The sequence below is a fragment of the Kribbella pittospori genome (assembly GCF_004331465.1).
Classification (GTDB): Bacteria; Actinomycetota; Actinomycetes; order Propionibacteriales; family Kribbellaceae; genus Kribbella; species Kribbella pittospori.
Genome location: NZ_SJKB01000002.1, coordinates 681,988 through 696,609, shown reverse-complemented (window position 1 = coordinate 696,609; position 14,622 = coordinate 681,988). Strand labels below are relative to the sequence as shown.

Below are 14,622 nucleotides of genomic sequence, written 5' to 3'. Positions count from 1 at the left end.
CAGTGGAGGCGGGACCCGCCGGCTCCCACAACCAGGCGCAGTGAGAGCAGGCAGACCGGGCCCGGCCCCTCGGAGGCATCCGAGGATCCGGGCCCGGTCACTTTGCTTCTAGTGCTGCTGCTCTTCCTGGTCCTCCGAAATCGCGGTGCCGTAGAGGTAGTGGGACAGGGCGGAGTCGCGTTTCGGATGTACGTGGTACTTGGTCGGGACGACGCGTCCCTCGGCGCTGTCCCAGGCGTTGTCGGCCAGCCGCCACATGCGGTGCACCATCCGGCCCGCCATGCCGGTGTGTGGCGAGTACGGATGCGCCCGCGTCGGCGCGACCTCCTCGGCTTCCAGCAGCTCTTCGGTCAACGTGTTCATGTGCGAGTCGTCCAGCTGCTCACAGATCTGCTGGGTGTACGACGTCTCCAGCCGCTCGTGTTCGGCGAGCAGCCGGTCGACGGACGTCCACACCTCCAGGTCGGTCAGGTTCTGCACCCGCATGTCGCCGTACTGGCGTCCTTTCAGGAAGCGCAGTGACCGCTCCAGCTCCTTGGCGTTGCTGACGTACCTGGTGACCAGGCTGCTGCCGTCAGGGAGTCGGCGTACGTGCGGGAGGAGAACGTCTTCGGCGGCGGCCAGGTGCTGCGCGGCGATGGCGTAGAACCAGTCGGTCTGATGTCTGCGCTCGGGGTGCGCGGCGGCCGGGTGGTGAGCCTGCTGAGCCAGCTCACGGATCCGGGCATGTTCGTAGGTCAGGGCCAGTTCGAGCGTCGAAGCGGTCATGACAACCACCTCCAGGAGGGTCTCCTCCAGCCTGTGCCCAACCCCCGGCAACCGCAACCACCCGGCCCCGTACCGTAACCTCCCCGCCGGTACTGAGGGCGTGTCTCCCAATCCCACGCCTACTGCGCGGCACTCGGCGGGCACCTGCTCGCTACGGCGTGGGATCGGGAGACACGCCCTAGCCGTCCGAGCTCTTCTTCCACAGGTTGATGCCGGCCTCGACGGCGTCGGCGTCGATGGCCTCGAGCTCCTCGGGGCTGAACTTCAGGTTCCGGACGGTCGCCAGGTTGTCCTCGAGCTGGGCGACGCTGGAGGCCCCGATCAGCGCGCTGGTGACACGGTCGTCGCGCAGCGTCCAGGCGAGCGCCAGTTGGGCGACGGACTGGCCGCGCTCCTTGGCGATCTCGGCCAGCGCGCGGACGTGCTTGAGGGTGTCCTCGGTGAGCGAGTCCGGGCTCAGCGACTTGCCCTGCGCGGCGCGGGAGTCGGCCGGGACGCCGTTCAGGTAGCGGTCGGTGAGCACGCCCTGCGCCAGCGGCGAGAACGCGATCACGCCGACGCCCAGCTCGCCGACGGCGTCGAGCAGGTCCTCCTCGATCCAGCGGTTCAGCATCGAGTACGACGGCTGGTGGATCAGCAGCGGCGTACCCAACTCCTGCAGGATCCGCGCCGCCTCCCGGGTCCGGTCCGCCGAGTACGACGAGATGCCGGCGTACAGCGCCTTGCCCGAACGCACCGCGGCGTCCAGCGCACCCATCGTCTCCTCGAGCGGGGTGTCCGGGTCGAACCGGTGCGAGTAGAAGATGTCGACGTAGTCCACGCCCATCCGGGCCAGCGACTGGTCCAGCGAGGCGAGCAGGTACTTCCGCGAGCCGCCGCCCTGACCGTAAGGACCCGGCCACATGTCGTAACCGGCCTTGGTCGACAGGATCAGCTCATCGCGGTACTTGGCGAAGTCCCGGGCGAAGTGCGTCCCGAAGTTCGTCTCGGCCGAGCCGTACGGTGGGCCGTAGTTGTTCGCCAGGTCGAAGTGCGTGACGCCGAGGTCGAACGCCCGGCGCAGAATGTCGCGCTGCGTGGTGAACGGCTTGTCGTCGCCGAAGTTGTGCCACAGCCCCAGCGAGATCGCGGGCAGCAGTAAGCCGCTGCGCCCCGTCCGGCGGTAGGCCATCTGGTCGTCGTACCGGTCCTGGGCGGCTACGTAGTCAGTCACGAGAACCCAGTCTGCCGCATGTCGTGACCAGTGCAAACCCCTTGTTTTACAGCAGAAACCCCAGCACTGAGAGCCAGAACCCCGCCTTCTTGATCAGGTCAGGTCACGCCACGGCGCGGGTGGTCCGGCGGCGAAGAACCGCAGCAACCCGAGCACCCGGCTGCCGGGCGGCGCGGTCCAGTGCCGCTGACCGGGCCACGGGTCGGCGGTCAGCTTCCCCAGCCCCCAGTCCAGGTGGAACCACAGCGCGGCCGCCGCAACCTCCTCCTCCCGTACGGCGTTCTGGGTGTGGCGGACGTATTCGGGCAGGATCGCGGCGACATGCTCAAGGGGCAGCTTGGCGAAGTCCATGCCGCGCGGGGCGCGGGCGGCATCACCCCAGTCGATCAGGGCCAGCAGTTCGCCGTCCGGTCCGGCCAGAAGGTTGTGTGCGGCAACATCTCCGTGGATCAGCACCTTGGCTTCGTTCCGGTCGAACCGGCCGGACAGGCGGGTGAACCAGTCGCTCAGCCACTTCGCCGTACCGAGATCGATCGTCCCGTGCTCTGCCAGTTGATCGACCGTCTGCCACGGGTCGTCGCGGTCGTCCTGCGGCAGTCCGGGGATCTCGGTCCGCTCGTGCTCGTGCAGCTGAGCCAACTGCTCTGCCAATCCGCTCGGCGGTCCAGCGGTCGGCTCGACCCCGTGCACCCGCCGCATCACGACGTACGGCGCATCGATGATCGCCCGGCTGTCGTCGTACTCGACGATCGCCGGCGTCAACACACCCGCTGCCCTGGCGACCGGCACAACCGCCGCCTCCTTCCGCAGATCCCCCTCGAACCCCGGCCGAGACACCCGCAGAAACAACTCCTCACCCAGCACGAACCCACGGTTAGCCACCCCACCCACAACCTCAACGATCTCCCCCGCCCCAACCCCATACCGCCCCCCAACCTCAATGACCTGCCCCGCCGCCACCCCGTCCCGCTGCCCGCCCTCAACGATCTGCTCCGACGCAGTCCCGTCCCGCTGCTCGTCCTCAGTGGTCTGCCCCGGCGCGATCCCGTCCCGCCGGCCGCCCTCGGCGGTCTGGTCCGGTGCGGTCTGGTGCCGCCGTCCGGTCTCGGCGGTCTGGTCCGGTGCGGTCTGGTGCTGTTGCCCGGTCTCGGCGATCTCCGGGTCCTTATGGTGATCTCCCACACATACCTCCGTCGTGGTCTGGCGTCTGTCGTCTCGATCCTTCAGTCGGTGCCCCACGGCGTCCACCGGATTTGATGTACTGCGAGCGTGCGAGTCGACCTGGATCCGGAGACCGTCGGACGGCGCGAGATCTACGCGATGCTGAACTCGATCGTCGTACCGCGCCCGATCGCCTGGGTCTCGAGCCTGTCCGCCGACGGCGTGCTCAACCTGGCGCCGCACTCGTTCTTCACCGTGGCGTGTGTGCGGCCGCCGATGGTCCAGTTCACCTCCGTCGGCCGCAAGGACAGCCTGAACAACGTCGAGGCCACCCGCGAGTTCGTGGTCAACTTCGCCGCCGAGCCCTTGTTCGAACAGGTCAACGCCACCGGCACCAATTTCCCGCCGGAGATCAACGAGTTCGAAGCCGTTGGCCTGACCACCGAACCCGCCCGCACAGTCGCCGTACCTCGGGTCGCGGAGTCACCGGTCGCCATCGAGTGCACGCTGCACACCACCCTCGAACTGGGCGACTCCACCGTGGTGATCGGTCAGGTCCGCCACCTCGCCATCGACGAGGCCGTGATGGTCGACGACCGCCCCGACATCCACCTCCTACGTCCGCTGGCCCGCCTGGGCAAGGACGAGTGGTCCACCCTCGGCGAAGTCCGCTCGATCACCCGAATCCGCCACTCCGACTGGCCCGGCCACTTCAAGCCCCCCACCCCCTGACACGACATCTCCGGTTAGCAGGTCGGGTACGCCGGCCGTCCGATCCACCGATCGAGTCACGTCAGCGCGATCCCACAACTGGGCGACTCTTGTCGGGGTGGAGGTGTTGCGGGGGCTGGCGCTTTGTCCGCTCGATGGCGGGTTGTAGGCGGCTAGTGAGCAAACAACCCGCCAGCGGGCCGACCGTCAGGTGAGGGGGCGGAGGCGGCGGAGGCGGAGGCTGTTGGAGACGACGAAGACTGAGCTGGAGGCCATTGCGGCGCCGTCCGGCGTCGGGGCGAGATGCTGTCAGGCGGAGGTGCTGTCGGCTAGTGCCGTTGGCGGTGCGGTGGGCCGTCCGGGTGGAGGCGCTTTACGGGATGGTGGCGCTGTCGGGGCAGGGGGACCGTCTGGGCGGCGCTACGGGTGGAGGTGCTCTCTGGGCGGAGGCGCTTGCGGGTGGAGGTGCTCTCTGGGCGGAGGCGCTTGCGGGTGGAGGTGCTCTCTGGGCGGAGGCGCTTGCGGGTGGAGGTGTTGCCGGGGTGGAGGTGCTACGGCTGGCGGGGCTGGGGGGCTGGGGGCTTGTCGGGGCGAGGCGTTCCGGACTGAGGTCTCATCGCGGTGGTGGGGTGATTGGGGTGATGGGGCGTTTGAGGGGGGTGGCTGGGATTGTCATGGGGGCTGCGATTGCTGGGTGGCCTTGGGTTACGAGGATGGCGTTGGTTCGGTAGTGGGCTCTGAGCTTCTTCTGGTCGGATGAGGTGCCGGACGTTGTCATCACCTCTACGCCGGAGCCGTCTGGTTTTGGTCCTGCACCGTTGACTGCGATACCGCGCTCGGCCCAGTAGCTGATGTCGGCGATGACCCGATCCCTCAGGGCCGCCATCTCGCGCTGGCTCATCCGGGCGTCGCGTAGGTCCACGGTGACGCCTTTGACCTCTTCGCGCACCCGGGCGTCGAGGGCGGCGTCAGGCTTCCGGTACACGATCACGACGCGCTTGTCGTGATCGAGCACCAGACCGGCGAACGAAGCGGGGAAGTCCTGGAGCAGCAAGGGATTCAGCACATCCGCGGCAGCCGTCACGGCAGCGTCGTTGCCGGACGGCACCGGCGACGCATACGGCACCGGCGACCCATACGGCACCGGCGACCCATACGGAATCCCAGGCGACCCACCTGCAGCCTCATCGCCGCAGCCGGCCACAACACCGGCACCAACGACAGCCGCAACGACCACGGCGACCGATCCCAGTCGAACACCGGAGGGGCGATCGTGGCCACCACGCGTACGCCGTACTCTGCGCATCTACCTCACCTCACCCTGAGGACGCCCGGGCCGCCCTCGGCGTGGCACTCAGGTCGGTGGAGATTCTCGAGTGGCCAGATGCTGTGTGAGCGACTGGAGCTGCGAGGAGAGACGAAGTGGTGTGTGGTCGGGGGAGGGAGTGGTGGCGGGATGCCAGGTCCACGGGGTGTCGGCGGCCTGGGTGACCAGGTAGACGTCGGGTGACAGAGGGCCAGGGTCGTGGGCGTGGGAGCGGGCCGTCAGGTTGAGCATCAGCCCGAGGGCAGGGATGACCGACAGGTCCTCGATGACATGGATCAACAGAAGGTCACGGGACGGCAGCCCGGCCAGGACCCCGTAGGACGGGGTCTCGATGTGGAGGGATTCGCGGAGCACGGTGTCGAGGACCAGGGCCCGGGAGGCGGCGTACGGCGAGCCGGTGACGGCGGCGATCCGGAGCTCGTCCTGGGTGAGGTATTCGACGTGGTCGGTGATGCAACGCAGGTTGGTCAGGCCGTGCTGCTCGGCTTCGGACCAGGTGAGACCGAAGTCGGTGGGGTCGAGGTACATGGTGACCACGCCGTCCTCCGTGGTCGACGGAACGGACAGCAGCCCGGGAAGGAAGTCGGGGCGCCCGGAGGTCCATTCGGTGGGCAGCGCATCGCGGGGAACGAGGCGCTGGATCAGATCCCGCTCGGGATCCGTGGGTGGGAGTGGTGGGCCTTCGCGGAGCTTTTCCTGGAGTTGGACGAAGTGCTCCTCGACCAGGGCCGGCCAGCGGTCCTCGTCGTACCGGGCGACGACGCGGGCCAGGTTGCTCAGGCCGAGCACCGGGCTGGATGCGGACGGCGCGACGGGGACGAGGGCGGCGCCGCCCTCGTACATGACGTCGAGACCGAGTCGGGCCGCGGTGGACAAGCCGAGGCTGATCAGCCGCGCGGCCTGGCCGCGGGTCAGGGGAGTCAGGACCGGATCCGGCCGGTCGGAGTGGTTGCCTTGGGCATGGTGGTCGGTGCAGGTGTCGATGGTCATCGGGACCACCTCCTCGCCCAGAGAAAGTACGAGGATCGGCACCCGTCGCGGCCGGTGATTTCGAACCTGTGGACAACCCACCCGGGATAGTCTGCGCAGACCCGCCAGAAGGACCCGCCAGAAGGGCCTACCGAGAAAGACCCACCCCAGAAGGAGCCGGCATGTCCAGCACCCCGTCGTCACGGCCGACGTCGGTGACGCGGTTGTCGTTGTCGCACATCACCGCGCAGAACGAGACCAACCTGCTGGGGACAGTGCACGGTGGCGTGATCATGACTCTGGTCGACTCGGTCGCCGGCGTCGTCGCGGCCAGGCACTCCGGCGGCGCGGCCGTCACCGCGTCGATGGACGAGATGACCTTCCTGGTGCCGGTCCGGGTCGGTGACGTCATCCACTTGAGTGGCCAGGTCAACTGGACTGGCCGGAGCTCGATGGAGGTCGGTGTCCGGATCACCGCGGACCGGTGGGACTCTGTCGGACCGGAGGTGCACGTCGCCTCGGCGTACCTGGTGTTCGTCGCGGTCGACGAGCACGGGAAGCCGCGTGAGGTCCCACAGGTGATCGCCGAGACCGATGAGGAACGGCGACGGCTTCGGGAGGCGGAGATCCGGCGGCACCACCGGCTGGCACGCCGCGCGGCGATCATCGAGTCCCGCAAGATGGGGGAGGCCGGGACATGACCGTGGTCGGGAGTGCGCGGCGGCATCCGTCCGCTGTTCTGCTTGTGGTGCAGTTGCTCGGCGTCCTGGTCTACCCGGCGATGGAGGGATCGCGCGGCGGACGGGTTGCGTTCGAGATCCTGGGGATCGTCGTACTGGCGCTCGCGGTGTTCTCGGTACGGGCCACGCCCGGACTGACCTGGGTCAGCATCTGTCTGGGCATCCCAGCCGTCGCCCTGTCACTGGTCGACGCAGCCAACCCGACCGAGCCAGTGATCGCGATCTCCGGCGTACTGCACGCCGCCTTCTACTTCTACGCGGCCTACAGCCTGCTTCGCTACATGCTGTCCGACCATGACGTGAGTGCCGACGAGCTGTATGCGACCGGTGCCACGTTCACCTTGGTGGCTTGGGGTTTCGCCTACCTGTACGTGTTCGTGCAGGCTCTCGTGCCCGGCAGCTTCACCGCAGCCGTTGACCCGGCGAGCGATCGCACCTGGATGGAGCTGCTGTTCCTGAGCTTCACCACGCTCTCCAGCACGGGGTTGAGCGACATCGTCCCCATCACGTCCTGGGCCAGGTCGGTGGTGATGCTCGAGCAGCTCGCCGGCCTCGGGTACGTCGCCATGGTGGTGTCCCGCCTGGTCGGTCTGACCATCATGAGACGCAGCAACAGCTAGATCCGCGGCCAGGAGGCCAGCATGTCAGCGGCCGCGCGGCTCGCCACCTCGGTCGCGTCAGCCATCGCCGCCACCCGATAGCTCACCAGTGCGCCCTCGTGCAGCAGGAGCAGACGATCGGCGAGCTCACCCGCGTCAGCAAGCCCCGCCAGCTCGGCCTGTGCCTTGAACTCGGACCGCATCCACTGCTTCTGCCCCACGATCACCGGCATCGCCGGGTGGTCCGGTGCGGCCAGCTCGACGCTCGCGTTGATGAACCCGCACCCGTTCCGCGACCCCGCCACCCAGTCGGTCAGTGCCCCGAACAACGCCAGGATGACCTCCTCCGGCGTACCGGGCTTGCGCGCCGCGAGCTGGTCGTCGAGGAACGCGTGCCAGACCCGGTTCCGGCGCTCGAGGTACGCCGCGATGAGCCGATCCTTCGACCCGAACCGGTCGTACAGCGTCTTCTTGGTCACGTCGGCGGCCGCGGCGATCGTGTCCACGCCGACCGTCCGGATCCCGTGCGCGTAGAACAGCGTCGACGCCGCGGCCAGGATCCGCTCCCCGGCCGGCGTCAGCCGGGCCTCGTCGGACAGCCCGCGATCCACCCGCAGTCTCATCTGCTGAGCTAGCACACTGACAGTATACCGACCTGTATGTTTACCGTGTCCTCATGACCACACAGGCCCTTCCGGTACGGCGTCTGCCCGCGGTGACTGTGATCGCGGGCGCCGGGTTCGTCGTGTTCTGGAGTTCCGGGTTCATCGGCGCCCGGTGGGGGACGCAGTACACGACCGCCTTCGACCTGCTCGCCTGGCGCTACGTGGTTGCGGGTGCGTTGGCTCTGGTGATCCTCGCCATCCGCCGCCCGCGAGTGACGAAACGGGACCTGGTGACCCAGGTCGGGATGGCGGTCCTCACCCAGTTCGTTTATCTCGGCCTCATCTTCACGGGGATCGACCACGGCATCAGTGCGGGCGTCACTGCACTCATCGGGTCGCTTCAACCGATCCTGATCGCCACAGTCGCCGGACCGTTGCTCAGCGAACCCGTCAATCGACGTCAGTGGATCGGTCTGGCACTCGGCCTCGCCGGAGTCGCTCTCGTCGTCGCGGATGACCTACACGCCGGCCACCTCTCACCGCTGCTCTTCCTGGTGCCACTCGGGGGTGTGCTCGGCATGGTCGTCGGCACGTGTCTGGAACGCCGCCGCAAGCCCAGCACCAGTTCGCTCGACGCACTCTGCATCCAGAGCCTTGTTTCCACTGTGCTGTTCGTCGCGCTGGCCGTGACCACCGACCAACTGACAGTGCCGAACGAACCGGGCTTCTACGGCGCCGTCTTCTGGTTGGTGCTGCTGGCAACAGGTGGCGGTTGGGGGCTCTACCTGGTCAACCTGAAGCTGTCCGGTGCCACCCGCATCAGCAGTCTGCTGTACCTCGTACCGCCGACCACGATGGTGATCGCGTACCTGATGTTCGACGAGACGATCGGTGCGCTGGCGGTGATCGGCATGCTGGTCTGTGCGGCCGCCGTACTGCTGGTCAGGCTCAACGAGCATGACGGAGCCGTACTGGCTACGCTGCGGGGATGGCGGAACCCCGGTGGCTGAACCAGACAGAGCAGCAGGCATGGCGAGCGTTCATCGCGGCCCAGCGCGTGGTGAACACCCGGATCGAGCAGCAACTGCAACGCGATGCCGGAATCCCGCACACCTACTACGAGATCCTGGTCCGGCTGTCCGACGCACCTGACGGCCGGCTGCGGATGAGTGAGCTCGCCGTCGCCACCCTTGGTTCACGCAGCCGCCTCTCGCACGCGGTGAACCGGCTCGAGCAGACCGGATGGGTACGGCGGGAGGCGATCGAGTCCGACCGTCGCGGGCAGGTGGCGATCATCACCGACCTCGGCCGGCAGAAGCTGGTCGAGACCGCGCCCGGTCATGTGGAGGAAGTCCGCAAGTCGATCTTCGACGCGCTCAGCGAGGAGCAGGTCGAGCACCTCTACGACCTGTGCGCGACGCTCGCCCGGCACTCCGGCGACACGGTCGACCGCGCCGCCTGGGAGCGACGCTGACAATGAGGCATCCAGCCGCTCTGGTCCTGCTGACGGCGCTCCTGCTCGCAGGCTGCAGCGACACCGACTCTCCACCCACGGCCGGTCCGAGTACGGCGCCCTCATCCTCCGTGCCGCTGCCGACGACCCAGCCGCCGACCACCGAGTCACCCACGACGCCGACGCCGTCAGCAACCCCGACTCCCACGCCGACAGCAACACCGGCGAGTTGCGTCGACCAGAAGCTCAAAGCCCTCACGCTCAGCGAGAAGGCGGCCCAGCTGATCCTCACCGGTATCAGTGCCAACGGCATGACCTCGAGCCAGCGCTCCATCGTCCAGCAGGAGAAGCCCGGCGGCGTACTCCTGCTCGGCACTGGTGGCAGCCTCTCCCACACGCGTACGGCGATGGCTGCGGTCAGGACCGCCGACACGGTCAAGGGCGTCCGGCCGCTGATCGCAGCGGACCAGGAGGGCGGACAGATCCAGCGCCTCAAGGGATCCGGCTTCGACCGCATCCCCGCAGCCACCGTGCAGGGCACCTGGTCCAGCTCCAAGCTCACCAGCAACGCGGACCACTGGGGCGACCAACTCAAGCAGGCCGGTGTGAACCTCAACCTCGCTCCGGTGGCGGACGTCGTACCGAGCTCTCTGAAGAGTCAGAACGCGCCGATCGGCAGTCTGGACAGGGAGTACGGCAACACCCCGGCTGAGGTCGGGCCGCCGGTCCAGGCGTTCGTACGCGGCATGCGGTCGGCCGGAGTGATGACCTCGGTGAAGCACTTCCCGGGACTCGGCCGGGTGCGCGGCAACACGGACTTCTCGTCCGGAGTGGTCGACAACGTCACCGTCCGCGGGGACGCCTACCTCAAGCCGTTCGCGGACGGCGTCCGGGCGGGGAGCGAGATGGTGATGATCGCCACCGTCACCTACGCCAAGATCGATCCGAAGAACCGTGCCGTGTTCTCGCGGACCGTCATCCAGGGGATGGTGCGCGGGGACCTCGGGTTCGATGGAGTGGTCATCACCGACGACGTCGGAGCGGCCGCGGAGGTCAAATCGGTGCCGGTGGGGCAGCGGGCGACGCGGTTCGTGGCGGCCGGTGGGGACATCGTGATCAACGCCACGGCGTCGCAGACGGCCACCATGGTGAACGCGCTGGTGTCCAAGGCCGAGCAGGACAAGACGTTCGCCGCGCAGGTGAGCAGTAGCGTGAGGCGTGTGCTGACACTGAAGCAGAAGTACGGCCTGGTGAGCTGCGGATGACGGAAGAGTACGAAGAGACCGAACCCGACTACCGCTTCACCCTGGCGAACGAACGCACCTATCTGGCCTACCTGCGGACCTCGCTGGCCTGCTACGCCGGCGGTCTGTCCGCGGTGCAGTTCCTGGATCTCGGTCCGGACCGCTGGCCCGCGCGCATCATCGGTGTCGTTCTGGTTACTGTCGGTATCATCACCACGGCCGGCGCCTTCCGCCGCTGGCAGCAGAACCTGGCCGCGATCCGCCGCGGTGGGCCGCTCCCGTTGACCCGCCTGCCGCTGATGCTGGGGGCAACGATCGCCGTGGTCGGCCTGATCGGCCTGATCTTCTCACTGTGGCGATGAGCACACCCGATCCCGGGCTGCAGCCCGAGCGCACCCTGCTCGCCTGGCGCCGGACCGCCCTTGGACTGATCGCGAACGGCGTCCTGTTGCTTGCCTCCGGCCACGGTACGTCGGACGTCCGCACCGGCCTCGGCATCGTCGTACTGGTGCTGTCCCTGTCCTGCTGGGCAGCGGTGAGCGCCGTCTACCGCCGTACCGGAGGTGCCGCGATCCATGCCCTCGGCCACGATCGGGTGCTCCGGATCGCGGCCGGACTGGTGCTCGTGGTGGGTCTTTTCGACCTGTACGCCGTGATCACTCGTTGAAACGATTCGGATACTCTCCGGTCACTTCCCCTTGGGGCAGTTCATACCGACGCGCTACCTTGACCAGGCGGATGCGCCGTCAACCGCAAGTTCCCCCCGAGGGCATGGCTTTCAGCCCCCTGCCTACTGCGCGGCACTCGGTGGCGCATCTCACTGCACTGGTGCCAAGGTCACGATGCTTCGCATCGAAACCTCGGCCCCAGCACACCGAGCTACACCACCGAGCACCTGCTCGCGACGGCAGGGGACTGAAAGCCATGCCCTAGCATGTTCACGGTTTGTCCCTCGTTCATCCGGAGCTTGAAGTGCCGTTACGTCTGCGTCCGAACGACCCGACGTTCTACGACCTTTTCACCGAATCCGCCAACCACCTCGTGGACGGATCCCGGATCCTGGCCGAATTGCTCGGCAGCACCGCCGGAACCGGGCTGTCGTCGAGCCACCAGATCGCCGCCCAGATGAAGGACGCCGAGCACGCGGCCGACGAGACCACCCACTCGATCATCCGCCGGGTGAACTCGACGTTCGTCACCCCGTTCGACCGCGAGGACATCTACCGGCTGGCCTCCGATCTCGACGACGTGATGGATTTCATGGAGGAGGCCGTCGACTCGGTCCACCTGTTCAACCTGGAAAAGCTGCCGGAGGAGATCGCCGAGCAGATCGAGGTCCTCCAGCGGATGGCGCAACTGACCGCCGAGACGATGCCCCGGCTGCGCACGATGAAGGACCTGGCCGAGTACTGGATCGAGATCAACCGGCTCGAGAACACCGGTGACGCGGTGCACCGGCGGATCATCGCCAAGCTGTTCAGCGGCGAGTACGACGCGCTGACCGTGATGAAGTTCAAGACCGTGGTGGACCTGCTGGAGGCCGCGATCGACGCCTTCGAACACGTCGCCAACACGGTCGAGCAGATCGCCGTCAAGGAGAGCTGAGCGTGGAGCTCACGCTCGTCGTCGCCGTCGTCGTCATCGCGCTGGTCTTCGACTACACCAACGGCTTCCACGACGCCGCGAACGCGATCGCGACCTCGGTCTCGACCCGGGCGCTGACCCCGCGGGTCGCGCTCGCGATGGCGGCGGTGATGAACTTCCTCGGAGCGTTCCTCGGCACCGAGGTGGCCGAGACCGTCGGCAAGGGCATCATCAGCGCACCGAGCGGGGAGCACGGCCTGGTCGTCGTGATCGCGGGACTGATCGGCGCGATCACCTGGAACCTGATCACCTGGCGCCTCGGCCTGCCCAGTTCCTCCTCGCACGCGTTGATCGGTGGCCTGGTCGGCGCCGGGATCGCCTCGGGCAGCGTGGTGCTGTGGTCCGGGATTCTCGACAAGGTCGTCATCCCGATGGTGCTGTCGCCGGGGGTCGGCTTCCTCGGCGCCTTCGTGCTGATGCTCGCGATCCTCTGGGTGTTCCGGCGCAGCAATCCGGGCAAGGTCACCCGCGGCTTCAGGATGTCGCAGTCACTGTCGGCCGCGGCGGTGGCGCTCGGCCACGGTCTGCAGGACGCGCAGAAGACGATGGGTGTCATCTTCCTCGCCCTGCTGACCACCGGTCACGTCAACGAGTCGGACGGGATCCCCCTGTGGGTCAAGCTCTCGGCCGCGACCGCGATCTCGCTCGGCACGTACTCCGGCGGCTGGCGGATCATGCGCACCCTGGGCCGCCGGATCATCCATCTGGACCCGGCCCGGGGGTTCGCCTCCGAGGCGGTCGCCGCGACCGTGCTGTACGTGATGGCGATCGGCCTGCACGCGCCGGTCTCCACCACCCACACGATCACGTCCGCGGTGATGGGCGCCGGCGCGACCAAGCGGCTGTCCGCGGTCCGCTGGGGCGTTGCCAGGAGCATCGTCGTGGCCTGGGTGCTGACCATTCCCGCCGCCGGCCTGGTCGCCGCGGCCTGCTACGGACTGGCCCACCTGATCTTGGAGTAAGTTCCCAGGCTGGGTTCATTCCACGTTCACTCACCCGGCCTACGGTCGATCGTCGCTGCTGATCGTCCGCCCCAGGGAAGTGATCGCATGGACCTGTCGTTCCTCGTCGTCGTGGTGATCGTCACCGCTCTGGTCTTCGACTTCACCAACGGATTCCACGACACCGCCAACGCGATGGCGACGTCCATCGCCACCGGCGCGCTCAGACCCAAGATCGCGGTGGCCATCTCGGCAGTGCTCAACCTGGTCGGCGCCTTCATCTCCACCGAGGTGGCCAAGACCATCTCCAGCGGACTGGTCGACGACACCAAGATCACCGTCCCGGTCATCTTCGGCGGCCTGGTCGGCGCGATCCTGTGGAACCTGCTGACTTGGTACCTCGGCCTGCCGAGTTCCTCGTCGCACGCGCTGTTCGGTGGACTGATCGGCGCCACCTGGATCGCGGCCGGCAGTAGTGCGGTGCACTTCGGCACCGTGGTGCAGAAGGTCATCGTGCCGGCCGTGGCCGCACCGATCGTGGCCGGCGTCGTGGCCCTGCTGGGCACCTTCCTGGCCTACAAGATCACCCAGCGGGCCCGGCAGAAGTCGGTCGAGGACGGGTTCCGTGCCGGTCAGATCGCCTCCGCCTCACTGGTCTCACTCGCGCACGGCACCGGTGACGCGCAGAAGACGATGGGCGTCATCACGCTGGTGCTGATCACCTCGGGCAGCCTGGCGCAGGGCTCCGGGCCGCCGGTGTGGGTGATCCTCTCGGCCGGTCTGGCCATCGCCGCCATCACGCTGCCGGCCGCCGCGGTCGTCGGCGCGCTGTCCGGCCGCGTGGCCGACTCCGGCAACCTCGGCGTCGTCATCATCGCGCTGCTCGCGATCGTGGCCGGTGGCGGCATCTACCTCGCGTCCCGCCGCCGCCCGGTGACGTCGGACAACGTCAACAAGTACCCGACCACGCCGGCCACCACGGCCGCGGCGGCCTGAGAGGAGTACGGCGATGCACATCGACTGGAGTGCGGCTCGGTGAGGTGGCACTGGTCAGCCTGATCTTCGGGGTCGGGGTGGCGGTCGTGTTCGCGCTCGGAGTGGCGGCGATGGCGCGGCGGGCGGTGGCGATCGACGAGAAGAAGCCGCCGTCGGTCGTCGACACCACGGTGGCCGGGCTCTGCTTCGCCGCCTGCCTGGCGGCCGTCTTCTACGGCCTGTACCTGATCATCCCGCAGTTCCACTGAGGA

At 67.9% G+C, this 14,622-nt stretch carries 17 protein-coding genes and 1 pseudogene; 12 read left to right on the top strand and 6 right to left on the bottom strand.

Annotation, left to right across the window (positions count from 1 at the left end; translation table 11 throughout):
• Nucleotides 1–108: 108 nt before the first annotated feature.
• The 3 genes from E0H73_RS09920 to E0H73_RS09910 form a co-directional block, all read right to left on the bottom strand.
• Complete coding sequence (locus E0H73_RS09920) at nucleotides 109–768, bottom strand: hypothetical protein (RefSeq protein ID WP_131353186.1); 660 nt, start codon at nucleotides 766–768, stop codon at nucleotides 109–111.
• A 178-nt stretch (nucleotides 769–946) separates the two neighbouring features.
• Complete coding sequence (gene mgrA / locus E0H73_RS09915; protein ID WP_131353185.1) at nucleotides 947–1,981, bottom strand: L-glyceraldehyde 3-phosphate reductase; 1,035 nt, start codon at nucleotides 1,979–1,981, stop codon at nucleotides 947–949.
• A gap of 93 nt (nucleotides 1,982–2,074) precedes the next feature.
• Nucleotides 2,075–3,163 carry a phosphotransferase family protein gene (locus E0H73_RS09910; RefSeq protein WP_131353184.1) on the bottom strand — a complete coding sequence of 363 codons (1,089 nt, stop codon included), beginning with the start codon at nucleotides 3,161–3,163 and terminating at the stop codon, nucleotides 2,075–2,077.
• Between the two features lie 87 nt (nucleotides 3,164–3,250).
• On the opposite strand from E0H73_RS09910, the gene E0H73_RS09905 reads away from it, so the two are divergent.
• On the top strand, nucleotides 3,251–3,874 hold the full coding sequence (locus E0H73_RS09905) for a flavin reductase family protein (RefSeq protein ID WP_131353183.1): 624 nt from the start codon (nucleotides 3,251–3,253) through the stop codon (nucleotides 3,872–3,874).
• Nucleotides 3,875–4,466: 592 nt separating this feature from the next.
• Here the strand turns inward: E0H73_RS09905 and E0H73_RS09900 are convergent.
• Both E0H73_RS09900 and E0H73_RS09895 read right to left on the bottom strand, forming a co-directional pair.
• Nucleotides 4,467–4,961, bottom strand: a complete 495-nt coding sequence (locus E0H73_RS09900) for a hypothetical protein (RefSeq protein WP_131353182.1) — start codon at nucleotides 4,959–4,961, stop codon at nucleotides 4,467–4,469.
• A 246-nt stretch (nucleotides 4,962–5,207) separates the two neighbouring features.
• Nucleotides 5,208–6,170, bottom strand: a complete 963-nt coding sequence (locus tag E0H73_RS09895) for a hypothetical protein (RefSeq protein WP_131353181.1) — start codon at nucleotides 6,168–6,170, stop codon at nucleotides 5,208–5,210.
• Nucleotides 6,171–6,331: 161 nt separating this feature from the next.
• On the opposite strand from E0H73_RS09895, the gene E0H73_RS09890 reads away from it, so the two are divergent.
• The gene (locus E0H73_RS09890) at nucleotides 6,332–6,850 is read left to right on the top strand and encodes an acyl-CoA thioesterase (RefSeq protein WP_131353180.1); all 519 of its coding nucleotides are present in this window, start codon (nucleotides 6,332–6,334) and stop codon (nucleotides 6,848–6,850) included.
• Complete coding sequence (locus E0H73_RS09885; protein WP_131353179.1) at nucleotides 6,847–7,509, top strand: potassium channel family protein; 663 nt, start codon at nucleotides 6,847–6,849, stop codon at nucleotides 7,507–7,509. The genes E0H73_RS09890 and E0H73_RS09885 overlap by 4 nt, the downstream gene beginning before the upstream one ends.
• Here E0H73_RS09885 and E0H73_RS09880 read toward each other — a convergent pair.
• Nucleotides 7,506–8,126 carry a TetR/AcrR family transcriptional regulator gene (locus E0H73_RS09880; RefSeq protein ID WP_202867278.1) on the bottom strand — a complete coding sequence of 207 codons (621 nt, stop codon included), beginning with the start codon at nucleotides 8,124–8,126 and terminating at the stop codon, nucleotides 7,506–7,508. The two genes, E0H73_RS09885 and E0H73_RS09880, sit on opposite strands and share 4 nt — an antisense overlap.
• 38 nt (nucleotides 8,127–8,164) lie before the next feature.
• Between E0H73_RS09880 and E0H73_RS09875 the strand changes: the two genes are divergently transcribed.
• From E0H73_RS09875 to E0H73_RS09835, 9 genes and pseudogenes are all read left to right on the top strand, one after another.
• Complete coding sequence (locus E0H73_RS09875; protein ID WP_131353178.1) at nucleotides 8,165–9,103, top strand: DMT family transporter; 939 nt, start codon at nucleotides 8,165–8,167, stop codon at nucleotides 9,101–9,103.
• Nucleotides 9,082–9,567 (top strand): MarR family winged helix-turn-helix transcriptional regulator, encoded by a 486-nt coding sequence (locus E0H73_RS09870; RefSeq protein WP_131353177.1) that lies wholly within the window; start codon nucleotides 9,082–9,084, stop codon nucleotides 9,565–9,567. Before E0H73_RS09875 ends, E0H73_RS09870 begins: the two co-directional genes overlap by 22 nt.
• Before the next feature lie 2 nt (nucleotides 9,568–9,569).
• Nucleotides 9,570–10,811, top strand: coding sequence for a glycoside hydrolase family 3 N-terminal domain-containing protein (locus tag E0H73_RS09865; protein ID WP_131353176.1), 1,242 nt, complete (start codon nucleotides 9,570–9,572; stop codon nucleotides 10,809–10,811).
• On the top strand, nucleotides 10,808–11,152 hold the full coding sequence (locus tag E0H73_RS09860) for a YidH family protein (protein ID WP_131353175.1): 345 nt from the start codon (nucleotides 10,808–10,810) through the stop codon (nucleotides 11,150–11,152). Before E0H73_RS09865 ends, E0H73_RS09860 begins: the two co-directional genes overlap by 4 nt.
• Nucleotides 11,149–11,457: a DUF202 domain-containing protein gene (locus E0H73_RS09855; RefSeq protein WP_165555561.1), complete on the top strand. Its 309-nt coding sequence runs from the start codon at nucleotides 11,149–11,151 to the stop codon at nucleotides 11,455–11,457. Before E0H73_RS09860 ends, E0H73_RS09855 begins: the two co-directional genes overlap by 4 nt.
• A gap of 305 nt (nucleotides 11,458–11,762) precedes the next feature.
• Entirely contained in the window at nucleotides 11,763–12,395 is a 633-nt protein-coding gene (locus E0H73_RS09850; RefSeq protein ID WP_131353173.1) for a DUF47 domain-containing protein, read from the top strand.
• Nucleotides 12,396–12,397: 2 nt separating this feature from the next.
• Nucleotides 12,398–13,396 carry an inorganic phosphate transporter gene (locus E0H73_RS09845; protein WP_131353172.1) on the top strand — a complete coding sequence of 333 codons (999 nt, stop codon included), beginning with the start codon at nucleotides 12,398–12,400 and terminating at the stop codon, nucleotides 13,394–13,396.
• Between the two features lie 87 nt (nucleotides 13,397–13,483).
• Nucleotides 13,484–14,164 (top strand): annotated as a pseudogene (locus E0H73_RS09840) (inorganic phosphate transporter); the annotation flags it as partial.
• A 236-nt stretch (nucleotides 14,165–14,400) separates the two neighbouring features.
• Nucleotides 14,401–14,619 (top strand): hypothetical protein, encoded by a 219-nt coding sequence (locus E0H73_RS09835; protein WP_202867277.1) that lies wholly within the window; start codon nucleotides 14,401–14,403, stop codon nucleotides 14,617–14,619.
• Nucleotides 14,620–14,622: the final 3 nt, after the last annotated feature.